General features: G+C 41.2%; 23 protein-coding genes and 1 pseudogene. 4 read left to right on the forward strand and 20 right to left on the reverse strand.

Annotated elements, in window-relative coordinates; genetic code table 11:
* Positions 1–25 precede the first annotated feature (25 nt).
* From L5M49_RS04210 to L5M49_RS04250, 9 genes are all read right to left on the reverse strand, one after another.
* On the reverse strand, positions 26–895 hold the full coding sequence (locus tag L5M49_RS04210; protein ID WP_263265516.1) for a type II secretion system protein GspK: 870 nt from the start codon (positions 893–895) through the stop codon (positions 26–28).
* Entirely contained in the window at positions 888–1,565 is a 678-nt protein-coding gene (locus tag L5M49_RS04215) for a type II secretion system protein J (protein ID WP_263265517.1), read from the reverse strand. Before L5M49_RS04215 ends, L5M49_RS04210 begins: the two co-directional genes overlap by 8 nt.
* Complete coding sequence (locus L5M49_RS04220; RefSeq protein WP_263265518.1) at positions 1,562–1,987, reverse strand: prepilin-type N-terminal cleavage/methylation domain-containing protein; 426 nt, start codon at positions 1,985–1,987, stop codon at positions 1,562–1,564. The genes L5M49_RS04215 and L5M49_RS04220 overlap by 4 nt, the downstream gene beginning before the upstream one ends.
* The gene (locus L5M49_RS04225) at positions 1,977–2,423 is read right to left on the reverse strand and encodes a type II secretion system protein (protein WP_263265618.1); all 447 of its coding nucleotides are present in this window, start codon (positions 2,421–2,423) and stop codon (positions 1,977–1,979) included. Before L5M49_RS04225 ends, L5M49_RS04220 begins: the two co-directional genes overlap by 11 nt.
* Positions 2,424–2,441: 18 nt before the next feature.
* Positions 2,442–3,638 (reverse strand): type II secretion system F family protein, encoded by a 1,197-nt coding sequence (locus L5M49_RS04230; protein WP_263265519.1) that lies wholly within the window; start codon positions 3,636–3,638, stop codon positions 2,442–2,444.
* Positions 3,638–5,305 (reverse strand): GspE/PulE family protein, encoded by a 1,668-nt coding sequence (locus tag L5M49_RS04235; RefSeq protein WP_263265619.1) that lies wholly within the window; start codon positions 5,303–5,305, stop codon positions 3,638–3,640. The genes L5M49_RS04230 and L5M49_RS04235 overlap by 1 nt, the downstream gene beginning before the upstream one ends.
* The gene (gene gspG, locus L5M49_RS04240) at positions 5,305–5,727 is read right to left on the reverse strand and encodes a type II secretion system major pseudopilin GspG (protein ID WP_263207716.1); all 423 of its coding nucleotides are present in this window, start codon (positions 5,725–5,727) and stop codon (positions 5,305–5,307) included. The genes L5M49_RS04235 and gspG overlap by 1 nt, the downstream gene beginning before the upstream one ends.
* Before the next feature lie 34 nt (positions 5,728–5,761).
* Positions 5,762–6,817 (reverse strand): UDP-N-acetylglucosamine--undecaprenyl-phosphate N-acetylglucosaminephosphotransferase, encoded by a 1,056-nt coding sequence (wecA, locus tag L5M49_RS04245; protein ID WP_263207718.1) that lies wholly within the window; start codon positions 6,815–6,817, stop codon positions 5,762–5,764.
* Positions 6,818–6,888: 71 nt separating this feature from the next.
* Positions 6,889–9,678, reverse strand: a complete 2,790-nt coding sequence (locus L5M49_RS04250) for an SLBB domain-containing protein (RefSeq protein WP_263265520.1) — start codon at positions 9,676–9,678, stop codon at positions 6,889–6,891.
* Positions 9,679–10,305: 627 nt separating this feature from the next.
* Between L5M49_RS04250 and L5M49_RS04255 the strand changes: the two are divergent.
* Positions 10,306–10,797: pseudogene (locus tag L5M49_RS04255) on the forward strand (IS110 family transposase); the annotation flags it as partial.
* Positions 10,798–11,178: 381 nt separating this feature from the next.
* The gene (locus tag L5M49_RS04260; RefSeq protein ID WP_263265521.1) at positions 11,179–12,684 is read left to right on the forward strand and encodes a peptide MFS transporter; all 1,506 of its coding nucleotides are present in this window, start codon (positions 11,179–11,181) and stop codon (positions 12,682–12,684) included.
* A gap of 114 nt (positions 12,685–12,798) precedes the next feature.
* On the opposite strand, the gene L5M49_RS04265 is transcribed toward L5M49_RS04260, so the two are convergent.
* Both L5M49_RS04265 and L5M49_RS04270 read right to left on the reverse strand, forming a co-directional pair.
* Positions 12,799–13,902 carry a response regulator gene (locus L5M49_RS04265; RefSeq protein WP_263265522.1) on the reverse strand — a complete coding sequence of 368 codons (1,104 nt, stop codon included), beginning with the start codon at positions 13,900–13,902 and terminating at the stop codon, positions 12,799–12,801.
* A 121-nt stretch (positions 13,903–14,023) separates the two neighbouring features.
* Entirely contained in the window at positions 14,024–14,809 is a 786-nt protein-coding gene (locus tag L5M49_RS04270; protein ID WP_219233968.1) for a VacJ family lipoprotein, read from the reverse strand.
* 219 nt (positions 14,810–15,028) lie between these two features.
* Here L5M49_RS04270 and L5M49_RS04275 point away from each other — a divergent pair, with 219 nt between their 5' ends.
* Both L5M49_RS04275 and L5M49_RS04280 read left to right on the forward strand, forming a co-directional pair.
* Positions 15,029–16,936 (forward strand): hypothetical protein, encoded by a 1,908-nt coding sequence (locus L5M49_RS04275; protein WP_263265523.1) that lies wholly within the window; start codon positions 15,029–15,031, stop codon positions 16,934–16,936.
* A gap of 61 nt (positions 16,937–16,997) precedes the next feature.
* On the forward strand, positions 16,998–17,306 hold the full coding sequence (locus tag L5M49_RS04280) for an EscU/YscU/HrcU family type III secretion system export apparatus switch protein (RefSeq protein ID WP_028761167.1): 309 nt from the start codon (positions 16,998–17,000) through the stop codon (positions 17,304–17,306).
* A 53-nt stretch (positions 17,307–17,359) separates the two neighbouring features.
* Here L5M49_RS04280 and L5M49_RS04285 read toward each other — a convergent pair whose 3' ends face one another.
* From L5M49_RS04285 to cheY, 9 genes are all read right to left on the reverse strand, one after another.
* A complete protein-coding gene (locus L5M49_RS04285) occupies positions 17,360–17,758 on the reverse strand; it encodes a DUF2802 domain-containing protein (RefSeq protein ID WP_173243810.1) in 399 nt (132 codons plus the stop codon).
* A gap of 230 nt (positions 17,759–17,988) precedes the next feature.
* Positions 17,989–18,483, reverse strand: a complete 495-nt coding sequence (locus L5M49_RS04290) for a chemotaxis protein CheW (RefSeq protein ID WP_006082380.1) — start codon at positions 18,481–18,483, stop codon at positions 17,989–17,991.
* Between the two features lie 7 nt (positions 18,484–18,490).
* Positions 18,491–19,486 (reverse strand): chemotaxis protein CheW, encoded by a 996-nt coding sequence (locus tag L5M49_RS04295; protein WP_263265524.1) that lies wholly within the window; start codon positions 19,484–19,486, stop codon positions 18,491–18,493.
* Positions 19,470–20,261, reverse strand: a complete 792-nt coding sequence (locus tag L5M49_RS04300) for a ParA family protein (RefSeq protein WP_028761170.1) — start codon at positions 20,259–20,261, stop codon at positions 19,470–19,472. Before L5M49_RS04300 ends, L5M49_RS04295 begins: the two co-directional genes overlap by 17 nt.
* Before the next feature lie 71 nt (positions 20,262–20,332).
* Complete coding sequence (locus L5M49_RS04305; protein ID WP_212600960.1) at positions 20,333–20,854, reverse strand: membrane anchored protein in chemotaxis locus; 522 nt, start codon at positions 20,852–20,854, stop codon at positions 20,333–20,335.
* Positions 20,855–20,867: 13 nt separating this feature from the next.
* Positions 20,868–21,995 carry a chemotaxis response regulator protein-glutamate methylesterase gene (locus tag L5M49_RS04310; protein WP_263265525.1) on the reverse strand — a complete coding sequence of 376 codons (1,128 nt, stop codon included), beginning with the start codon at positions 21,993–21,995 and terminating at the stop codon, positions 20,868–20,870.
* A gap of 20 nt (positions 21,996–22,015) precedes the next feature.
* Positions 22,016–24,265, reverse strand: a complete 2,250-nt coding sequence (locus tag L5M49_RS04315; protein ID WP_263265526.1) for a chemotaxis protein CheA — start codon at positions 24,263–24,265, stop codon at positions 22,016–22,018.
* A 15-nt stretch (positions 24,266–24,280) separates the two neighbouring features.
* Entirely contained in the window at positions 24,281–25,018 is a 738-nt protein-coding gene (locus L5M49_RS04320; protein WP_028761174.1) for a protein phosphatase CheZ, read from the reverse strand.
* A 13-nt stretch (positions 25,019–25,031) separates the two neighbouring features.
* Entirely contained in the window at positions 25,032–25,415 is a 384-nt protein-coding gene (gene cheY, locus L5M49_RS04325; RefSeq protein WP_007649667.1) for a chemotaxis response regulator CheY, read from the reverse strand.
* Between the last annotated feature and the right edge of the window lie 37 nt (positions 25,416–25,452).

Consider the following 25,452-nt stretch of genomic DNA (forward strand, 5'->3'; position numbering starts at 1 on the left):
AAACAACTTAATTCATTTGAGTACGTTATTGCTGCCATGAGACAGGGATACGCTCTAGCGGGCGAATGTACCAGATTACACTACGCTTCGCTACCGCACCGTTCTTTTTAGTCTTCAAATGCACTTCAAATCGGTCACCTACAGATAAGCTAATCACATCGTCATCGTAGTCTGGATTTAATTCAATATAACGCTTCATTAATGCGGCTCCTCGCTCCCGCAAGCCATTAAATTCAAAGGCCATCTTTGCTGGCATAGCCGTTTTCATTACTGATAAAGGGGCAACAAGTGGATTAAAAGATGTAACTTGTAATGTTGTTATCAATGGCACTAATTGTTGATATAACTTCTCGTCAATCCCATCAATATGTTTAAGGTCAGTTTTACTAACAAAATAATTATTACGCACTACTTTGTTAGATAAAGTTTTACCAAAGCTACTCCCATGACCTTGCCAATAGGCCAAGTTTTCGATAATGACTTTTGCCTCTGATTCACTTTTTCCTAAATCAAGAAGTAACCGCTTTAGTGGCTGACTATTCGAAACACCATAACCGTAGACTGAAATCAAACCATTAATATCTTGAATACTGATCTCAGCATTATCGCCTACTGCGAAGGGTTTTCCGTAGAAATTCCATACTTTACCAATAGGATCGTCTTTTTGTAAGTCCATGTATGGCCCGTACAACGGCAATGATAAAAGCGCCATTAAGACTCGGCTCTCTAACGTACGAAGCTCAACCTCTGCAGCAATTTTATCTTTAAATGCATTGGCTTGCAGCACCTGCTGACGACTGGACAAAGTAAACTGTAACGCCATCATTGCGAGAATGGCACTCAATAATAACACCTGAATTAAAGCTATACCTTTTTGATTAGACAGATTAAGCACCGATACGCTTCTCATTAGTAAACAATAGCTGGAATCCATTATCATTAGCTAATGGAAAAATTATCGGCTCATTCTTTCCCCAACTAAGGTTGATTGCATAGGGCAATGTAGCCGTTTTTTGGGCAAGGTACTCATCTTGCCAAATAGGTTGAGTCCCTTCACCCTCATAAAATGACGCTTTATCTAACATAGTCGCCCAACCAAAGTAATTAAATCGGATATTTTCAGCAGTTAAAAGTATCAACGATTGCTTTGGTTCTGGTAAATGTTCTAAATTATATAAAGGTGTCTCCATAAAATCAGTCTCCTGATAAACTAACTGCTGTTGACCTCCCTCTAATGGTAAAACTGTCAAACGCACTAATGCCTGACCTTCAGATGCAAATATCGGACGATTTGTCACGAATACTAAATGGGTTGAACTCCCCAAAAAAAAGTACACAGGTTCTTTTTTAGGGTCTAAAACAAAATAATTTGATATTCCTTGGAGGGTACGTTGCAATAAAAACAGCTTTTTTGCTTGCTCAGCTTGTTGAGTAAAATCGCCCATATCTTTTTGCCAACGCTGACTAAATACGGAAAAACTTAAACTACCAATGAACATAACAATACTCAGCAGGAGCATAGCTATCAGCACTTCGATTAACGTAAAACCTTTAGCATTCCTCATTGAGAGCCCCATGCAAGACTCTCAAACTCAAAAGTTTGGCTATAATCACCCTGCTTAACCGTCAGTATCACACCCCATAGGAAAAACTTTTTGTCGTAGGTGATAAGATCACCATCTTCTGGACTGAATCTCTGCGCAGGGGAGGCAGCTTTGATTACTTTAGCAGTCCAATCAAATTGAAAACCATCAATTACCCCTTCATCAGTAATAACCTTATCAACATCAGCTTGCTTTAAACGAAATTGAATAGTATCTAATAGTAAAGGAGTTATTCCCAACAAGGCGACAGAACGAGTCGCTTTTTCACTTGAGATAATAGCAGAACGATAAGTTTGACTGACTACGCCAATAACAGCGAATAGAATCGTCGCAGCAATAAGCACTTCGATTAGCGTAAAGCCAGTTTGACGGTTAGTTTTCATGACGACCAGTTAATAATTCATCAATATTGAGCGTGTTAGACTGACCGCGAACAGTATAAGTTAGACGTTTAGCAGAAGCATATCCGTTTGGATTGAAATGCAATGTCGTAGGTAAAAAAAACAATTCGTTAAACTCAAGTACGACTTTTTTATCTATATCAAACTTATCTATATCAAACTTATCTAACTCAGGTGATTCAGGATTTAACGTATTGGCTTCGTAGATTATTTTTCCATCTAAAAGATAACTCTTTGATGTTTCTATTTTGAACGCATCTGAACTCGCTTGTTTTAACCAACGCTTTAATAACAACTCTTCGTTTTTTGCTTTAAATTTATCAACTTGCGATATCGTTAATGGCCCAACAAGTGCTATTGCGATGCCAAGCATTACAATAACCACCAGTAACTCGATTAGAGTAACTCCTTGCTGCATGCGTTTCACATCTGTCACCTAAAAACCGTCATTGACAGACATGATACTAAGTAGCATGACAACGACGACAGAGCCAACAATGCCTCCCATAACAAGAATCATCAACGGTTCAAGAAGACTGGTAATTTTAGTAGTCCAAGCTCCAAAATCATTACGACTACGGCTAGCAATCTCTTCAAACACAGGGCTCAGCTGACCACTTTCTTCACCCACTTCAAGTAAAGAAACATAAAAATCAGGATAAATAACACTAACGCTTAAGGCTTCAGTGAGGCTTATACCCCGTTTAATTTTTGATTTTGCAGCATGTAATCCTTGGCGAATAGCGCTATTCTTAACGGTGCCTGCCGCTAGCTCGATAGCTTTATCCAGCTTTACACCAGCATCAAGCATTAACGCCATACTGGTGTTAAAACGAATACGCTCTATCTGATAAATAGCAGACTTAAATATTGGCAACTTAACCAAAGTATCATCTAACCAATCGTTGATTAATCCTTTTTGTAAGGCGTATTTTATCCCAATTCCGGACAATATAATCGCAGCTAAAAGCCACCACTGATAGTTTCGCATCCATTCACTGGCATTGAGCAAAAACTGGGTATAAAGAGGTAAATTGTCATTACCATCGAATAGCCCACCCATTTGTGGAACAATAAAATTAAAAACAAATACAATAGCCAAAATACAAACTGCAAGAATAACAGATGGATAAGTTAGTGCCTGAACGATTTTAGCCTTTAACTCTTTTCTAAAAGTGAGATCACGAGCTAACCCTGCAAAGACACTACTTAGCTCCCCACTTGCTTCGCCCATTTTAACTAAATTGACATAAAGAGAATCAAAGTGTGGATGGTGAGATAACGCATCGGCAAGCGACTCTCCTCTTTTAACCGCTAAAGAAAGTTCTGACAGTAACTTACCCGATGGTGAATTAGATTTCCCCTTGCTTAAAATATGCAAACTACGATCTATCTTAACCCCACTTCGCAGCAATAAAGATAATTCTGAGGTTATAAACTCTAACTCATCTAATGTTAATTTGTCAGATGTAAACAAATTACCATTGCGAGTACTTGGTTTCATCTTTATCGAGACTAAATGTAGCCCTTGCTGTACAAGAGCACTTTTAGCTGTATCCAGATCAACACTCTCTATGCTGCTATTTACAACCGCACCACTTGAGTCATATGCTTTGTATTCAAAAATAACCATCAACCAGCCACTCTAATCACTTCATCAATGGTTGTTTGCCCTAAAATAGCTTTGACTAACCCATCTTGCAGTAAAGTTCGACCACCACGAGCTTGATTTAGTTTCCACGCATTTATTGGAAAATTCTCATCTTTTGGTAAAGCTTTTATCGCTTCATCACAACGTAAATACTCCACAATTGCGACACGTCCACGATACCCCGTATGAGCACAATGCTCACAGCCTATCGACTTTTGCAAATTGATATCATAACCATAAGTATCAGCTAAGGTTGTTAACTGATACTGACTTATTTTTTCTGACTGCAACGGATCAGGTTGTGAACAATGCTCACAAAGTTTTCGCACAAGACGTTGAGCCACAATAGAGACAATTGCAGCGTTAAGTAGGTATTCTTCAGCACCGAGATCCAGTAATCGGGTATAAGCACTCGGAGCATCATTCGTATGTACTGTTGAAAATACTAAGTGTCCCGTCAGTGCAGATTGCATCGCAATTTGAGCGGTTTCTTTATCTCGGATCTCACCGAGCATAATTACATCAGGATCTTGACGCACGATACTGCGTAAACCCGCGGCGAAGTCAAATCCAATATTGGCTTGAACTTGCACCTGGTTTATCCCTTCAATTTGATATTCAACAGGATCTTCTAAGGTAATAATTTTGACACTTTCACTATTGATTGCGTTTAAGAAAGTATAAAGACTCGTCGTTTTACCTGAACCAGTTGGGCCAGTAAGCAAGATAACACCAGCCGTTTTCTTAATATCTTCACGAATTGAACGCTCAATATCCGCAGAAAGACCCAGTACTTCCATACTGTAATTAATCGCATCCTGCCTTAAAAAACGCATGACAATACTTTCACCGTCATGGAGCGGAAGCGCTGAAACCCGAATATCTAAGTCTTCATTGGCAATCTTCATTCCAATTTTGCCATCCTGTGGACGCCGCTTTTCAGCAATATCCATTCCAGACAAAATCTTTAAACGGGAAGCAATTGGTAATCTCATTCGTGGTGGGATCCAATCAGCCTCCTGCAAAACACCATCAATTCTAAAGCGAACACGATATCGATTGCCTATAGGCTCTAAGTGCATATCAGATGCTCTAGCTTTAAGGGCTCGAGAAATCAAAGAGTTGAGCATATTAACTGTTGGTGCTTCACCGGCCAACTCACGTAAACGGTCTTCTTCTAAATCAGTAAGTTCTTCATTAGTGGAGACATTGACAGTATCTGTTTGCTCAAACTGTAGCTTGAGCCTCTGAAGTTGTGCTTCTGTAGCAATCAATAAAGAAATATTGAGATTTTTTTGTCCTATATATTGGTTTGCTTCAGGTGAAAAAGGGTCACTGGCGACAACAATATGAGGAAAGGAAAAATCTGTTGGTTGTTCAATAACAAACCAGTGATAAGGAGCTAAGTACTGATTATGCTCAATTTGTCGCAATGTATTAATGTCAAGTCCATTAAAAATTTCATCCGATATAATTTGAGTATCAAGAATTTTTGCATAATAAGTAGGAAGAGCATCCTCTGAAAGCGCGCCAATATTGACTAATATATGCTCTAAACGACCACCATACTTACGCTGAAATGTGGTGGCTTTTTCCATATCAGACAGAGATACATGCAATACTTGTTGCAGTATATTATTAACGTTCATCATTGATAAATAACGTCTTGATCTTCGTCAGTACCACCCACAACACCATTTTTACCATAGGATTTTAGAGTAAAGGGTAAACCTTGTTCGCCTGGTACAGCATAAATATACGGATTGCCCCAAGGGTCCATGGGAACATCTTTAGGTAAATATGGACCATCCCATTTGGGGTTAGTCGATGATCTCAACTCACTAAGTGCAGATGGGTAATTACCTATATCTAATCTGTAAGTATCCAAAGCTGTTGCCATCATCTCCATCTGAACAGCTGCAGCCTTTGTTTTACTTGAACCCACTTTTGAAAACATCGCAGGTGCAACTAGAGACATAAGCAAGCCTAAAATAACGATAACAATTAACAGTTCAATGAGTGTAAAACCGTTTTTTTTCGATAACAAATTAACTTTGCGAGTAAAACACATACAAAAACCTCTCAAACCATACTTTAAAAACTAATTAAGCCTTTCCGGTGACGTTTCTATACCAAGATAAAATTAACCACACATGTTGAATGACGTAACTGTAAACGAAAAAAATACTAATAAAAAACAAAAACATAAACACTTCAGGAAGCACAAAGAACTCACCTAATATGCCTAGCCCTGCAATTAATATCGCACAAGAACTGATAATGATAAGCGACTGATTAGAGCTGAAACCTGCACGCATAAAAATATGGTGCAAATGGTCACGGTCTGGTTTAAAAGGCGATTCGCCCTTCTTAACTCTGCGATACATAATAGCGACCATATCCATTAAAGGAATTGCAATCAAGTAAAGAGCCGTTACAGGTCTAAAAGCTTTGATTGAAGCATCAACACTTACAACAAGCAGCCACACTATTGTAAAACCAATTAGCATACTACCTGCATCCCCCATAAAGACTTTACTAAGCAATTTGGATGGCCAACCAAGATTAAACATTAAATAGGCTAGCAAGGCTGCAATAAATAGCAGAGGCAAGAGACACCAATGACTACCAGCAAGATAAAGTAATAAAAAAAGTGCAGAGAAAGTAATAACACTCAGTGAACCCGCTAATCCATCAATACCATCAACCATGTTAAATGCGTTAATTGCACCAATAACAGCAACTGTTGTTATAAAAACACCAACAACACCTAATGATATAACTCCAAAACCAAACAGATTCCCAAAATCTTTGATGTAATACTCTGCCCCAAAAATCATCATTGCCGCAACTAACATTTGAGCAACAAGGCGATAACTTACAGCAAGATCATACCTGTCGTCTAGAATGCCTATAAACAACATCATTGATGAAGCTAATAGATAAATATTTAAAACATGGCTATGAGGAATAAATAGCATGCTAGTAGTTAAAACAGCTAGATAAATAGCCAAACCACCGATCAAAGGTACTTGACCAACATGTTGTTTTCGCGCATTAGGCGAATCAACTAATCCAGCCTTAATGGCAATTGGTCTAACACAGCTTATCGCTACAAATGAAACTATAAAAGCCGAAATAAGGGGTATCATGTAATCCATGACTAATCATCCTAACAAAAAGTGTGGGAAGTTACCCCCACACTCATAAACATAAACAATGAGATACGCAGTTATAAATTACCAATAGTCGCTACTGCTACAGCAGTGTTATAAATGATCTGAGTAATCTGGCTCCATAAAGTTAAATTATCTTTATACTCAGTATCTAATGGGACGATAATTGTATCGCCAGGCTGTAGCTTATCTTCATTACTAAACCAGAATGAATTTGTAGGTAACATTACTGCACCATTTGCTTTCACAACGTACATTCTATCATCATCGGCACGTTTACGTGTGCCACCTGACATAGATACGTACTGCTCAATTGTTAAACCAGGCTTAAATCTGTGTGTGGCGGCATTTTGCACCTCTCCCATTACTGCAATTGTCTGCTGAGTAGAAGGTATATACAAAATATCCTGATTCTCTAATTGTAAATCAGCTTGCTTTATACCTACAGATATAGCGGATAGATCAACAACAAGGCGTCCGACTGCTCTGATGTTTTGCAAATCATCTAACATCAACTGTGCATCAGAGTAATTGATAACGTTCCCATCTTTCGATACACCACGAGTTGCAATTTCTCTTCTGAGTTGGTCTGCTAACTTCTGGATTTCTAGCTGTTCCTGTTTTCGCACTGACTCACGCACAAACACTGCTGAGGGTAAGTATGCATAATCAGTGAATCCACCGGCTCGTTCAATGACAGCCTCTAAAGTTTCGCCACGACGTATATTATATGTACCAGGAAATTTAACTTCTCCACGTATTTCTACCGACTGATGCTCTTGCCAATCAGGAATGGTCATCACTGTGAGGATATCACGGCTCTTCAGCTGCATATTGTCAGAAGCGTCATGACTCAAAGCTCTAGATAATTCAATATTCTGATGTGAGACAATTGAGCCATTGTTATCATTAAGCGTTCGCGTTAACTCGGCTCTGACTAAGTATGCGCCTTCTTTTAAACCACCACCTGCAGCGACTAGATCTCGAACATCACCATTGACGGCTAATGGATATACAGAAGGGTAACGAACTTGCCCATTAACTGAGACTATCTGTGCTTCACTGCCATTTCGACTTTGAATCGTGAGCATACGGATCACAGGATAAAGTAGCTCCTGACGAGTCATGACATGACTTAATTTAATCAAGGCAGGATCATCAAACAAATTTGCCAACATCTTACTCACTTCTTGGCTAATTGTTGCTACTTGCTGCTGCTCTTCCTTATTCGTTTTATTGATAACAACACCAGCTAATTCTTGCTTATTATCAAAAGCACTCTTTTTGGAACTCGAAGCTGTTAACTCAGAAAAACCTTGCTTAAAAATGTCACTTGTCAGGAAATTCTCATCACTAAGCTCATTCAAGGTACTTACTCGAGCTTTTACTAACTTATTCAACTCGTAACGATTTTGATCATCATCACTAAAATTAAACACTATAATCCTATCACGAGGTTCAAGCAGTAAATCGTCAGTAACAGAGTGATTAACGATAGCTTGACTAGGCGCAAATTGATGGACCTCAACATCGCCATACTTATTTATCTCCCTTAATATAATTGCGTAGTCTAGATCGGCTGAGACTAACAGATCACCCCAGAGAGAAGGTAATAAATCGCTGACACGTTGACCTTCATACCACTGATATTTACCAGGACGAACAACAGCTCCCACAACTGTGATAGCACTTTCAAACTGACTAGAAACACCTTTAACATTAATAATGTCTCCAGGCGAAACGAGAACGTTTCTACCTTTATCTGTTGTTAAATCAACATTTAAAAATGATTTCAATCCTTCACGATTATAACGTTCAACAGAGCTTGCTTTGGGATAAGCACCAGCCTTCAGGCCTGCTGCCATAGTGATGACATCGGCCATCGTTTCATTATTTTTTACTTCATAAATTGCTGGGCGACGAACTTCACCATCAACAGTAACCAATCCGCCTACTGCTGGAATAAAAACAACATCACCAGATTGCAGGCGAAGATCACCAGACGCATCACCCCTCATCAATAAGTCATATAGATCTAAGGTACCAATCAATTTACCGCTGCGTTTCAGTTGTACATTACGGAGTGAACCAATTTCATTAAGGCCGCCAGCCACAAACAAGGCTTGGGTAATAGTTGATAAACTTGAGACAGTATATGAACCAGGCTTATATGCGTCTCCGGCAACAAAAATTCTGATGGAGCGCAAATCCCCCATAGTGATATTCGCTTCTACACCAATCATTTGCTGCTTAATGACTAATGATAAAGACTCCCGCAATTCACTAAAAGTTAGTCCAGATACAGAAACAGGCCCTAATTCAGGGAATCGAATACTACCGTCGCGATCAACTAACAGGTCAAGTTGCTTATTCTCTTTTCCATATAACTGCACTTTCACGGTATCACCTGGTCCGACAATATAATCACTCGAAACAGGAATGTCTGTCACAGGTGCAAAAGTAGTCGGCTCACCATTAAAGAGGTCATAACCAAACCTCTTCAACTCTTTGTCTTTAAATTCTTTTTTCTCTTTGAGGTACTTTTCAACCTCAAGTGTAATTGCACTTTTCTCCTCAGAATCAAAGTCTTCTAAATTCTTATCAATTCTGGGATTGACTAATGTTGGGTTTGTTAAACTTGATTTAGCATTCGTCTTGTCATTCAAACTGCTCAGCATTGATGGATCTATGCCATATTGGGAAGCTAAACGTGTTTGTTCTGATTTAGGTAATTTCTTGAATTGTTCAATCATTTGTGGAGATGGAGTAGCTGCGTGTACCTGCCCCCCAATCAATATGGCGAAACTAATGCCTAATATGATGAATTTTTTGACGTGTTGTAACACCCGATATCTCCATTGATTTATGTATTTATGTACAAATTTTCTATTTTAATACTAATTGCCAGGTAACATACCAAAACACAAAAAGTAAAACTATGCAATTCAAATAGATATACACATTAGTGTGCAATAAATGATCATTCTACAGCCGGATAAAATCCTTTTCACTGCTGAACAAAACTACACTCCTCGAAAAATAAATCAGTTCGCAAGTGTAACCGCTTTTTGAGCCGGAATTCTAACTGAATTAACTGACTTCGACTACATGTTCATCGCACAAGATACGCCTATGCCTAAATATGTAAATACCTAATGCATGTGGAAGGGAGTATAGAGCAGGACTCAAGCCAACATAGAATTTACACAAAAAAACATAAGCTTGACAAAATATTTTAGTCACAAAAAACATATATAAGAATGATGTTGTGCTCCTGAAAAAGCGAACCAACATGTTTAATGTTGTAACGCATATGAAAAATTAGATATTGCCATTACAAAACAATACCTTACACCTTTCTTGACTGCAAAGATAAACACACCAGTCTTGGCATCGAAATAGGCCATGACTTAGGTGCAAAAAATCTGACTTGAGGTGACCGATATAAACTATTAACTCATCTACATTGATTTAGTAAAAATGTCTTCCAAGTCGCGGCCTTTAACCCTGAAAACACCATTTTTAAACCGTAAATTAACCTCCAGGCCCTTAGAGCGTTCGTTCTGATGGAAGACTACTACAGCGCTAATTACTAGGGACGCGCTATCGAAAAACTCGGCCATACTTCTCGAGAATGGAGGATCCATGCTGCAGAGGCAATAAAAATTATATCAACGATGTTATGCTCTTGCTGAAACAGCTTGTCGGCCAAAGGTCAGTTTTGTATCCAAAAGCCGTCGAACTCCATGACATTCAATCCTTATAATGCGCATCAGTGAACGCTTGGAGGAAAACCACACAGCTAACTGGAATCAACAGCAAGATTGCCTTACTGAGTACGGCCCAATTGTAGTGAAAACTCGCCGTCAGTAAATACTAAGCATTCCACTCATTCTTGAAGATACTGATAACAAGTTATTTACTATTGTCAGAGACTTTATGAGTTTCAGTTGTATTTATTAGAATCAAAACTGATCGTTACATAATAGGGTCAACAAGTTACTGATGAAAAGCCACGGCGATATAATAGCGATAATACTTAACAGCTGATAATGTCACCACTTAGCTTACCAAAATTGACTTTGGTTGCTTTTAAGGGGTATATAAGGTGGGATTTTAGCGAAAATACTCATTTTACCGCTAAATACATTACTTTTATTATAAGAACGTAACAATAACCCATACGTAACTAGCGGTTAATCAACAATTAATGAATGCTATAGCAGGAATTAATGGTTGATTAAACCTGCAGGCGATATTGGGACGAGCAACAACCATTTTTCTGTGGTGACATCATCCTGTTTCAGGGGCCCACAGGCAATCACGAGCTTAAGGTGGAAGACTTCATGAGCGTAGCAAAACCACAAGGAACGATGCTTGGGCATCCCAAGGGATTGTTCCTGCTGTTTACAACAGAACTTTGGGAACGATTTAGTTATTATGCAATGCGTGCCATTTTGGTACTGTATTTAGTTGATCAGGTGGGTAAACAAGGCGGTGGCGGCTTAGGATTTAGCCAAGCTGACGCTTTATCCTTGTATGGTACTTTTACTGCGTTAGTGTATTTAACGCCGCTGATTGGTGGTTGGTTAGCTGATAATTTTCTGGGACAGCGCAAAGCCATTTATTTTGGTGGCGCGTTAATGGCGGCAGGCCAATTTACGCTAGCTGCGCCTCATGCTTGGTTTCCTGGTATTGAGACGACCATTTTTTATATCGGTCTAGGTACACTCATTCTGGGTAATGGTTTGTTTAAGCCGAACATTTCCACTATGGTGGGCGATCTCTACGAGGAAGGTGATCACCGTCGCGATGGTGCATTTACTATTTTCTATATGGGAATCAATTTAGGTGCGGCATTATCCGGCTTTATTGTTGCTTGGGCTTATACTAGCTTTGGCCACACTGAAATGGTTAATGGCCAAGAGGTTTTTGTTAATAACTGGCAGGCAGGTTTCTTCTGTGCTGGTATTGGTATGCTGCTGTCGCTGGTGATTCAATTTTTATTTGCTCAAAAACTGTTAGGTAATATTGGCACCGTGCCAGCGGCCAAGCTTGAACGTGAACGCCAGGCTAAGCTAGGCAATACCCGTAAAGAACCATTTACTAAAATTGAGCGTGATCGTCTCAAGGTAATTATGGTGCTGGGTTTGTTCACGATTATTTTCTGGGCGGGCTTTGAACAAGCGGGCGGGTTAATGAACTTATTTACCAATGAGTTTACAGACCGTTACATAGGTACTTGGGAAGTGCCCACGACTTATTTCCAATCGCTAAACGCTATTTTTATTGTGTTATTTGCCCCTGTAATTGCTTCTATCTGGATCCGTTTAGGTAAAAATGAACCTAACTCGCCAGTAAAATTTGCCTTAGGTTTGTTCTTATTGGCGATTGGCTTCTTGTTCATGATTGGCGCTGTGGTTGAGATGGGTAGCGATCCTACAGCTAAATCAAGCATGTGGTGGTTAGTGGGTGCTTATTTCTTCCATACTATGGGTGAATTATGTTTGTCACCTATTGGCTTATCTATGGTAACTAAGCTAGCACCACTGCGTATTGCCTCTTTGATGATGGGCGCTTGGTTCCTGTTTATTGCGATGGCAAACAAGGTTGCTGGGGTCGTAGGCTCTTTGATTGGTCACGGTGGTGGCAAAGAGGAACAACTTGCTAATGCTATGTCAATTTTTGCCGGTATCGCGATTACAGCGGCTCTGTCTGGCGTGATCCTGTATTTTATGGCTGACAAATTAGTCGATTGGATGCATGGCGCAGAAACCAAGCATCATACTGAAGCCGAAGCCTTAGAAAGTGAAATTGCAGTGACGGCTGAACATGAAGCGATAAAACGTTAATAATCCTGTTCGACTGTTTTTTACTGTTAAAACAAAACGCCTTACTCGCAAGAGTAAGGCGTTTTTGTTAAGTCAGCTATTCGATACTCAATTTTGCCAAAGCGTCTAAAAAAACTAAAGGCTTAACTGTAGAAAACCACCTGCGGGTAGCGTTGCATCATAGACTAAGCCCTTAAACTTGTTATCAAGTAAAGCTTGTTTATGCTCAGGCTCACTTGTCGCAATACATAACTGTTCTTGCGGTAAAATACTGCGGAACTGAATGCTCGGTTTACCCCAATCTAACACGCCAAGCTGAAGACTCTCAGGCAGTGCTAACGGGCTTAATCCCTCGTCATTACGCAGATAACAACGCAGCCCCTTACCCGCCTGTGCAATAGCAGCACGGTACTTAGTTAGCTCAATAGCAACGTAAATCATATCTGCTTTGATATCGAGACCAGATTTCACTAAACGCTCGTTCAAATAGCTCATCATGTTAAAGGGTTCAATAATACTTTGACTCTGACCATTCCTAAAATCTTTAAGCTTCTGATTAACAAAACTTCTAAGCAGAACGCAGGCAAACGCGGCTCGATTATCCTCAGGATACAAATGGGCCATGTACATAATCAGGTAATCACTACCTACCATAGTTGAATCTATGAAATAACTGCTTATATCGCTATTTTTATAAAGGCTATAGTCAACCTTGGCTGCCGGATAACTAATATTTGAAGCGGGAAAGAGTTGTTGCTGAACTTGTTTTGCAGCAGCAACACTTTGCTCAAGCAATGCTAGATTATCACTTAATTCTTGGTGGGATAGCGCGTCAAAATCTGCGGCTTGAGTATCATCAATGTAGGAACTATGAAGGCTTTGTTTAATGGCTTGTTCAATAATAAATAAATCAGATACTGGCTTAACGAGATAATCACTGGCGCCAATGCGTAAGGCTTCTACGACGTCAGCCATGACATTATTACCCGAGATCACAATAGAAGGCACTAAAGGTGCTAACCTTGTCATTTCCTTAAGCATATCGAGCCCACCGAGCTTAGGCATACTCAAGTCTGCAAGAACAATATCGAAGCGCTGCGATTTAAAAACTGACAATCCTTGTTCACCATCACAGGCTTGTGTGACTTGCGCGCCTCTGCTATCGAGAAAGCTTGCAACAATCTGTCTAAACACGGGGTCATCTTCAACTAAAAGAACCGCAACACCATTTAACGCCATAAAGGTTCCCGAATAAAGTTCATCGCATAGCCATTACTCAAGTGAATATGCCAATAACAAAATTTAACAAGGCTAGCATTTGATGACTAAAGACAAATGCTGTCAAGTACGGCCAATAGGGTTACTCAAGCTCCTGCATATACTGATCGAGCAACTCATCATCATCTTGCTTTTGAGGGACATTACCATCATAGACTTTATAGTCCATGTGCTGTAAATATGCATCTTTGACAAAGGCATAGGGATCGAGTGCATTATCAACAAGTCGCTCTTGATCGATTGCTGATGCTCTAGAATGAAGGTTTTTAAGTCCCCATTTAACAATGGATTGCCACATTGTTAACTCAGACAATGGAAAGTATAGACCATCAACCCAATCAGACGCGAGTTCTCGCACAACATAAGGACCCGCAAATGGCGCCATGAAGTAAGGTCCATTAGGCACCCCATAATAACCCAGCACTTCATTAAACTCATCTTGCTTGCGGCTCATACCCATCATGTCAGCGACATCAATGACACCTAATAAGCCGACAGTAGAATTGATTGTAAAGCGTCCACCAGCATTAGCTGCCCAGCCCCACTTACCCTGCAGCACATTGTTTACTAAGCTGCTAGGTTCCTCTAAATTCTGCACAAAGTTATTGATACCTGTTTTAGCAGGCGTAGGAATATAATCGTTATAACCATGGGCTACAGGACGATATAAATATCTATCTAGGTAGAGATAATTGAAGTCCCACATAGCTCGGTTAAAGCCTTCGAACGGATCGCGGGGATCATCATAGGTAATTTGTACCTTAGCAGGTGTTTCCTGCTGAATGGTATCTGGTAGGGATACTTCAGCCGATTGCACTTTAGGCAACAGCATTAACCCCAAAGATAATCCCATCCATTTTAACTTCATATCGCTCTCTTAATATAAATGTACTGTTTAGACATCAAATTTTCGCTAAAGTGACAATACAAAAATGACGATATAAAGATAATTCGTCTTAGTGGCATACTATCCAGTATGACAGTTCCTTTGTCACAAGGCGCATAAGCATACTTGGCAAAAAAAATTGGTCAATTGTTAATTTTACTAAACGAATGTATCGCAGGATAAACTATATAAGGTCATTAAATGGAGTCGATTCCACTTGTCAGCAGTCAAAATTCGCAGTTACACACTGCGATGGCTAACACTGATGCCCTCAATGCTACTCCACGCCCCATTCCAGCTCAGGTACAAACATCACCTGAGGGAGATAGTATTATTCTAAACGGTACAGAATATAATTTAAAGCTAGTTAATGCTCAACAACGGCAAATATTGTTGACTGCTAATAGCTTTTTAGTCACGCCCAATGCGCAAAACAGCTCAACTCCAACTACGATAGTGCAAAACTCCACTAGCCAACTGCTTGCGTTAGCTACACCTCTCGTACTGAAAATCCCTGAGGCAGTGATCAATCTGGCGCAACAAAATGGCATATCTCAGACGCAGCTTTCAACGCTCGCGGCTCGCACACAGGGCTATCCATTACCCAACGTCACTATAGTTAACAAGGAGCTTCAATTTGCTAATGGTACCGTTGTAGCACAAGATCCTGGACCCCAGCTGAATCAAGGTGAATTCATCGCGAAAATAGCCTTTCAACAAGGGCACCCTATTTTATTACTCACCCCAATACAGAGCAAACTCGAAATCATAATTGGGGCGCCAGTAAATGAAACTCAGGTTCCCACAAATAAACCATCTTCTGATCTTGTGATCGCGAAAATTGAACCAGCCCAGATCATTGCCTCCTTTCTAAAAAAACTCGAAAATATCAACTTTCTGCCTGAGCCCACAAAACAAATGGTCACAGCCAAAGTCGATATAATGCAGCTTCAAAGTAAAGTAGATGTTCCATCAGCGCCCACTGCGACAGGCTCACAGAATATCTCTAACGCGCAAGTCATAACGTCAACAACTAAAGACCTAGGTCAGATCAGCACTCAAAACTCAGCCCTTGAAAATCGGCTTGTGGGTCAATCACCGACATCACAAATGGGTGAAAACGTAAATAGCAAAAACGGGTTACCTCAAGGCTCAAAAACGTCACAAGAAATCCTAAGAGTGAGTCCTACAGACATAAACAAACTTAATAATATTTTAGGATCAAGTAGCCAAAAGAATGAACAACAAGGCAATGATGCTAAGACTGACACTTCAATAAAAGTGGCCGATGTCTTACAAAAAGCGTTCAATAAAGCGGGGGCACTTCCTATTGAGTTATCTCGTTCTAATAGCAGCTCGAATTTAGCATCTGAGTTATTGAAACACCTACCGCATTTAGGGCTACCACCACTGAGCCAATTAAATGATATCGATGAACTCAAAGCCAATATTCTCGGTCTAGCGAGTGTAAATCTTGCTACTCCTCAATCAAATCAAGCCTCAATGCTCATGAATGGGAGTGCAATTACCTCACTTTTTCAGCTGCTACTTGGCTTTAAAGCCAATAACAATTCGAATTCCGTGAGCAAAAAACTTGCCGACTACCTTGAACAGTTACAAGCTAAAGTGGGCTTCTCCACTAAACTTCTTGGGCAACTGAGCAAAGCAGGAGGCCTTGATAGCATGGGACTATTAGCCTCTAACCTGCATTTATACCAACAGGCAAGTAATGAGAGCGCTGGCAATTTGGTGTGGTTCTTCGCCCTGCCCTATGGCATTAACCAACGACAGGAGCAACTGGAAGGGAAATTTGAGCAAGAAGCCGATCCTGATGACCCAGATAAAAAAATTGGATGGCGTTTACAACTGAAGTTTAATCTAGCACAAGGACCTCTGCTGATTTCAGCCCAAAACCACAATCAACAATTAGATATCCAGTTTAAAGGCAATAGTCAGATACTACTTAATAAGGTTAATAACTTTTTAACGCCCTTAAGCCAAAAACTATCACAACTGGGTTTTACGCCTGGTGAACTATCAACTCAAATAGCGCAAGTACCAGCAACCTTATTACCTGGTGATCATTTCCTCGTAAAGACAAAAGCTTAATGAGTGACAATGTTCCAACACTAATATTGAGTTCATTATACAAAACATTGGAAATAACGATATGAGCGAAGAGAGTGAACCTAAACAAGCTGTCGCACTGAGCTACGATGGCCGTAACGCTCCTAAAATAGTCGCGACTGGTGAAGGGCTTATCGCAGAAGAAATTATTGCCTTAGCTAAGGCTAACGGCGTTTATATCCATCAAGATCCCCATCTGAGCCATTTTTTGCAATTGCTAGAGTTAGGAGAGGAAATTCCCAAGGAGCTTTACCTGCTTATCGCCGAACTGATTGCATTTGTGTATATGCTCGACGGTAAATTTCCTGAGCAATGGAATAATATGCATAAAAAAATTGTCGAGAAAGCATAAAATAAAAAAGCTAATTCAGAAAAATTAGCTTTTAGTGTTCAATTGTCTAGCGATTACTTACGATGCAGACGGATCAACAGCTCGGCTTCAGCTTTAGGTAATTCGCATTCCTTAATCAATTCGTCGACGCCAGCACCAAGCGCGACCATCTTCATGGCTCGAGTATAAAGTTTTGCCTGTGGATCCTGTTGAGTCGTCTCTTCAATCCGTTCAGACTGTTGCAGTATGCGTTTTTCTAATTCAATAACACGACGGCCTACACCGATTGTGCCACTGCGTAATTCTTGCAATTCACGTTTAAAAGACTCTCGCTGCCGATCGCCCTCTTTAACTAACACAGTCAATGCATCAACTTTGCTTCTTAATTTACTCAATTGCTTTTGTAAAAAGAGTACTAACCCTAAGCATGCGATGACATAGACTAACGCTGCGATCAAAAATTCATCGCCCATCAAAAATCCTTATACTCACTCAAAGCCATAGATTAGGAGCTGGCTTACAATTGAGTTATCTATTCCAAAGTGCTCACTTAACGTCACCAATATCATTGGCCATTGTTCAAGCTATAATAAAAAGACTTCGTCTATCCATAAATCATAAATACTCAACATCATCGATTTATTCGCAAATAAACAAAATGGCTGAATGAATTCTAATCATTCAGCCTTATCACACTCATTGATTAGATCTGAGTCAACTCAGCCCATTCTTCATCGGACAATAATTTGTCGAGATCAACTAAGATAAGTAATTCATTGTCGCGATTGCTCACGCCTTGAATAAACTTAGCACTCTCTTCCGTTCCAACATTAGGCGCATTGTCAATTTCAGAGCGACGCAAATAAACCACTTCTGCAACACTATCAACTAAGATACCAATGACCTGCTTTTCAGCTTCGATGATAACGATTCGGGTTGAATCATCAACTTCAGCAGACTGCAATCCAAAACGTGAGCGGGTATCAATTACAGTGACGACATTACCACGTAAGTTAATGATCCCTAGTACATAATAGGGGGCACCAGGTACAGGAGCAATTTCAGTATAACGCAGCACTTCCTGCACTTGCATTACGTTGATACCATAAGTTTCATGGTCCAACTTAAAGGTAACCCATTGTAATACTGCATCATCTTTACTTGCAGCGACTGCTGCTACATTTCTTGTATCTTTCATGTTTACCTCAACCAATTGAGTCCTGACAACCTAAACCCGCATTAAGCATTTCAACTAAGGCTTGTACGTGCAAAATGCCACACATCTGTTCTTTCACTACACCTGCTAACCAAGGACGTTTACCCGCTTGACTACGCCAGTTGACTTGCGATTTATTAATTTTTACCGCATTGACCAAGGACTCACAAGTCAATCCCCAGTTACTGCCTTCTAATAATACAAGATATTGATAATTTACCGATTGCGCCAGTTTATCTGTGTATTTTTCTGGCATAACCCACGCACAAGTATCAACAATGTTCAATTGCTCCTCCCTATGCGTTTGTACACCAAGAAACCATGCGGGTCGACCAAAGATGTGGTTTATCCGCTCAACTTTTACTATTCCGCCTAAACTCACCAAAGGCACAGCCAATGTCAGCCCTGCTACTTTAAAGAATAGTACCTGAAACTCATCATCGAGCACTTCTTGCAAATCTTTTGTCACACTAGGAGGCGTAATGCCGACTTGTGTTTCTGGCACAACCACTGGCTCAACGATTTCATCAACAACGGTTTCATTAACAACAGGCTGAGCTTTTGGTACTTCCACCACAACAGGTTGAACATCAATAGGTGGCGCTATCTCTACTGAAGGTGGTATAGGTTCTAACCTTGCAGTCTTTAGTACTGGCGCGAGTAATTTCTCTAACGCTTGCTTATTCACTTGAGCTACAACCTGGCTTACCGGAGCAACAAACTCATGTTGTCTTGGCGCCGCTTTTGGCTGCAACTGCGCAGTAGGCGTTATGGCCTTCTCTACATTCTGCGGTGCGGCAGTGCGACCATTTTCAGCCAAAATAGCCGCATCGAGCAATGCTGCCTCCGTTTGATTAACGGCAACATTTTGATTTGAGTCTGCTTTTACAATGCTTTGAGGGGAAACAATCTGGTTTGGACTGTCGTCTTCCTGTAGCAATAATGCGAAAAAATCAAAAACAGTTTCATCAACCGATTTTGACATGGCCAAACTCCCCAACTAATAAGAAATCTAATAATCTTTCATAGGCTTTAACACCGCGGCAACCACTCGCATAATGCGATGCTGGTAAATGTGCCAAACTGGCATCTCTAAACTTAGTGTCTACTGGAATAACGTCTTTCCACAAAGTATCACTGTATTCGGCACCAAGAACTTGCAAAGCCGCAGGTGATGCTTTGGTGCGTTTATCGTACATGGTTGGCACAACAGTGTAACTGTAGCGCGTCTTCTTAGATCGCCCCATTAACTCCATTGTTTTAATCATCCGCTCTAGCCCTTTAATGGCAAGAAACTCCGTCTGCACAGGAATAATGATATGCTGACTTGCCGCAAGCGCATTGACCATTAATACCCCGAGTACGGGTGGGCAATCAACGATAGCAACATCATAATCATCAGCAACCAGTGCTAATAAATTACGTAGTACTAATCCCATTCCCTCTTGATGACCTAAGGCTCTGTCTAAGGTAGCCAATGCCATAGTTGCAGGCAATAAATCCAAACCATCGACTAAGGTTGGCACAACATGGGATAAAACGAGTTCCTTAGAAAGGTTTTTATGGGCAAGAAAAACATCAAACAACGAGCCTGGAACCTCTTCAGAATCAATACCTAAGTAATAACCTAACGAAGCATGTGGATCGGTATCTATCATAAGAACACGCTTACCACGCTTAGCTAAAGTTCCCGCTAAACTCGCTACCGTCGTGGTTTTACCTACGCCACCTTTTTGATTCGCTATGGTCCAGACTTTCAAGAAGTAACCCCTACCTATACTGGTTAATACGCTAATGAACTAGAAAATTGTGAGTTCACAAATTCTAAAAATTACTGCTCTTTTCTGGTCGTGACTCGAATGCCGCCATTGGGCAAACTAATCACTTTGACACCATCGGCATTCTCAGATATCACCACTGGCAGCATCTCTGCATTTTGGGGGGCAATTGTCTGAGAAACAGCTTTAACCTCTTTTTCTGGCGCTTGAAGCTGTTTAGGAATAGAGGATTCCAGATTAGTTTTTTCCTTCGCCGTATCTATTTCAGTATCTGGTTCGCCCAGCAAAGGCGGAATACTATTTTGTACCGGCTCAGGACCAATCGCTACAGCCTTCTGCTCACCAGGAGCCGCCAATTGCAACATTGCTTTAGTCTGATCGGGATGAGACGCTAACCAAGTTGCAATGGCCTCAGCCTGTTCGTCAGGTACCATTAACAGCACCTGAGTCGATTCCAAACGTTTTACATCCGCCTGCAGTAAACTATTCTTACGCTTGTAATCTAGGCTTAAGGCACCAAGAACCAAAATGGCTATGCCCATCAACAAGATGATGAGCACACTATTTGTGCTCATCGGATATTGATTTTTAGACACGAACAGACTCTTTTAAAATACATTCGGCCATGTTGTCTAAGGCTATCGACTGGGTGGCAATCCCGGCACTCGCAACGGCTTGTGGCATACCATAAACCACACAACTGGCTTCATCTTGCGCCCAAATGGTAGCGCCTACAGCTTTCAACATACGTGCGCCTTCTCTGCCATCCGCCCCCATGCCAGTTAATACAACAGCAAGCACATCACCACTAAAGGCTTTAGAAGCAGAAGCAAAGGTGATATCCACACAGGGCTTATAATTCATATCAGCACTGCCTGCGATAACTTTTAATCGGCCACTTGCTCCAGTACGTTCAACCATCATTTGCATACCACCCGGCGCTAAATATGCACAACCCGGTTTAAGCAGATCGCCATTAGCGGCCTCTTTTACTTCAATCTTACATAAGCCATTTAAACGACTCGCAAATGCAGGGGTAAAGGCAGCAGGCATATGCTGGATTAATAAAATTGGATGCGGATAGTTTGCCGGAAACTGCGTGAGTATTTTTTGCAGCGCAACCGGACCACCAGTAGATGTACCGATCAGCAATAATTTATACTGCTTACCACTTGCACGAATCGTCGTTGCCGTTGAGGTTCTAACAGGAGCTGCAACAGGCGTATGAGCCGATATACTGGTTGAACCTAAAACGCTACCTGTTGGACGCGCACTAGGTATTGGCGCGACCACAGGACGTGCAATCGGACGAAACATTCTGCGTCGTCCCAATGCCTTAACTCTTTGTTGCAACAATAAAATGGCATCATCTTTGTTGGTCGCAATATCTTCAAAACGTTTAGGTAGAAAATCTAATGCACCAGCATCTAAAGCGTCTAACGTTGCTTTAGCGCCATCATGGGTTAAAGAAGAAAACATCAAGATCGGAGTCGGACACTTAGCCATGATTTCACGAACAGCAGTAATACCATCCATGACAGGCATCTCAATATCCATAGTGATAACTTGGGGATTAAGCTCAGCAGCCAACTTCACCGCTTCGGCCCCATTTGAGGCCGTCGCGATAACTTCCAGTTCAGGATCTTGATTGACTATTTCACTAACACGTCGTCTGAAAAAACTTGAGTCATCAACGACTAATACTTTAATGGCCATTCCATTCCTTAGCTTGGAAACTAACTCTTACTTTTCGCATAATGCTTTAGCAATCCAGGAACATCTAAGATCAGTGCAATACCACCATCCGATGTAATTGTCGCACCAGCCATCCCAGGTGTGCCATGTAACATAGCGCCAAGAGGTTTAATAACGACCTCTTCTTGTCCTATTAAGGCATCCACTACAAAACCAATTTGCATCATGCCTAATTGCACGATAACCACATGACCATGCTTTTTATCGCCATGTTTAAAGGTCGTTTTGTTTCTATGTAGCCAGTGTTCCAAATAGAACAAAGGTACGGCCTTATTACGCACTATGACAGTCAATTGCCCATCAACAATATTGGTTTTTGTGAGATCGAGATGGAAAATCTCATTCACGCTAGATAGAGGTAATGCGAACACTTGTTTAGCGACATCGACCATTAAGGTTGGCATAATCGCCAGTGTTAGCGGTACTTTAATCTCAAGTATCGTTCCCTTACCTTTCATGGAATCAATATGTACAGTGCCATTCAGCTGGGTGATACGAGTTTTTACCACGTCCATCCCAACACCACGGCCTGAAATATCTGAAATCTCAACTTTAGTTGAAAAACCTGGTGCAAAAATCAAATTATAGGCTTCGCTGTCTGTCATCCGCGAAGCAGAATCTTCATCGAGCACACCACGATTTATGGCGATTTTTTTGAGTTTTTCAGGATCCATGCCTGCGCCATCGTCTTCGATTTTCAGCAGTATATGGTCGCCTTCCTGACTTGCTGATAAGGTAATCGTTCCCGTTCTTGGCTTACCACTAGCTTCACGCTCATTTGGCATCTCGATACCATGATCAACAGAGTTACGCACTAAGTGGACGAGTGGATCGGCAAGCGCTTCAACGAGGTTTTTATCTAAGTCAGTTTCTTCACCGACCATGATCAAATCAATTTCTTTGTTTAGTGTACGAGCAAGATCACGTACCACCCGAGGGAAACGACCAAACACTTTCTTGATCGGTTGCATACGGGTTTTCATCACAGCGCCTTGCAAATCGGCAGTAACGAGATCTAAGTTCGCGAGAGCTTTCGACATCTCCTCATCATCACGGCTGATGCCTAAGCTCACCAATCGATTTCGCACTAACACTAACTCACCCACCATATTCATGATCTGGTCGAGTCGTGCGGTATCTACACGTACTGTTGTTTCCCCCTGAGGCACATTCGCAGAGCTAGCCTTAGCAGGTGCTTTATCGACAACCGCAATTTCCACCTTAGGTTTTGCAGCAACGACTGGGGCTGGAGCTGGTACTGCGGCTTTTACTGGCGCAGGAGCATGTGGTGCAGCAGTAGGTGCTACAGTCGAAACAGGGGACGTAGGCGCTTTTACTTCAGCTTTCGCAGGTGCTCCGCCTTTCCCATGGAGTTCATCGAGTAATCGCTCAAACTCATCATCGGTAATTTCATCAGCATCTACAATCGGTTGAGGCGCAGGTGTTGCCACAACCTTAGGCTTAACAGGCACTTCAGCCTCAGCTTTAAATTTACCTGAGCCATGAAGTTCATCCAGTAACGCCTCGAACTCATCATCAGTGATGTCATCACCTGATGTTGAAGGTGTTTTAATTGGTGCAGCAGGCTTGACAGCAACAGGCTCAGATACAAATGTGGTAGCAGCGACCGCAGGTCCCTTTCCTGAACCATGAAGCGCATCCAATAAAGCTTCAAATTCAGCATCATTGATATCATCGATACTTGAAGACGTATTTTCAATGGAAGATGAGTTATCACTTATGTCAGCAGGGATTTCTTGAAGGGTAGGAGTATCAATAATGACTTCAACAACAGGTTCTGGCTCTGCAACCTTGGCAGAAGCGACTTCAGATGGCAAAGGCACACCTGAACTGAGCATTTTAAGTCTCGCTAACAAACCTGAATCGGCGGGATCTTGTTGCTCGCCCTGCTGGGTTTGCGCAAACATGGTATTAATTGCATCAACAGCCTGCAAAATAATATCCATCAACTCTGCGTTAACGCTACGCTTGCCTGTCCGCAATAAATCGAAGGTATTCTCAGCCTCATGACAAACATCAACCATGGGAGTTAAGCTAAGAAAGCCAGCACCACCTTTAACGGTATGAAAACCTCGGAAAATGGCGTTCAGCAAGTTAGTATCATCAGGATTATTTTCAAGCGCAACGAGTTGCTCTTGCAGAAGCTCTAAAATTTCACCGGCTTCGATTAAAAAGTCCTGGAGTATCTCTTCATCTACATCAAAGGCCATCAAATTGACTCCCAGTTAGAAACCCAGACTCGATAGAAGATCATCCACTTCGTCTTGACCCGTTACCACATCTTGACGAAGCTCGGCATTCATTATCGGGCCTTCTGCTTCAATATTATTTTTCTGAGCAATCTGACTTTCAATCATAGGTTGCTCACCAAATACCGTCAGCATAGAAACCAGATTACTTTCTACTTCCATTACTAGATCAATAACACGACGTATTATTTGTCCTGTTAAGTCTTGAAAATCTTGCGCCATCAAAATTTGATTAAGCAATTCACGTAATCGAGTCGAGTCATTTGCACTACGAGACATAAGGTCTTGTACATCGTGACAAAGGCCCTTAAATTCAGTCAGCGCTATCTCGCGTCGCATTAATCTGTCCCAAGATGGCATGACATTTTGAATATTTACGGTCACGGCATTAGCCAAAGGTAAACATTCTTCAACCGCATCCATGGTTTTATTTGCAGCTTGTTCGGTCATGTCAATAACGTAATTTAAACGTTGCTTGGCATCGGGGATCTCTGTATTGGCTAATTCAGCAAGACGATTATCAACTTGAAAATCCATCAGCGCACTATGAAGTTGCCGAGTTAATTTACCTACTTCTTCGAATAATTCTCGTTGCAGTGGAGCAGCAAGCTCCCGAAATAAATCATCTGCCTGACTTTGCTCACCTGCACTTAATAATTCAACTAAGTGCTGAGCTTGCTCGAGCGTGATGAGCCCTGATGTTTGTGACTTCATAGCTCATCCTTGCTCAAGCGAGTCGTTCGAATATTTTATCTAACTTCTCTTTCAGCGTTGCAGCGGTAAAAGGCTTAACCACATAACCATTCACTCCCGCTTGAGCGGCAGCAATAATCTGTTCACGTTTTGCTTCAGCAGTCACCATTAATACGGGTAAATGCTTCAGCGAATCATCAGCGCGAATTGCTTTTAACAGATCGATTCCTTGCATACCAGGCATATTCCAATCTGTAACAACAAAATCAAAATCCCCCTTTTGCAACATCGGCAGGGCTGTTGAGCCATCGTCTGCTTCTTGGGTGTTATTAAACCCCAAGTCTCGCAACAAGTTCTTGATGATACGCCTCATTGTCGAAAAATCGTCAACAATGAGAATCTTCATATTCTTGTCCAAGGTTTCCTCCGGTGAGCTGACATTCTGTGCTCGATTA

It is taken from the genome of Shewanella sp. SM74, assembly GCF_025653725.1.
Taxonomy (GTDB): Bacteria; Pseudomonadota; Gammaproteobacteria; order Enterobacterales; family Shewanellaceae; genus Shewanella; species Shewanella oncorhynchi.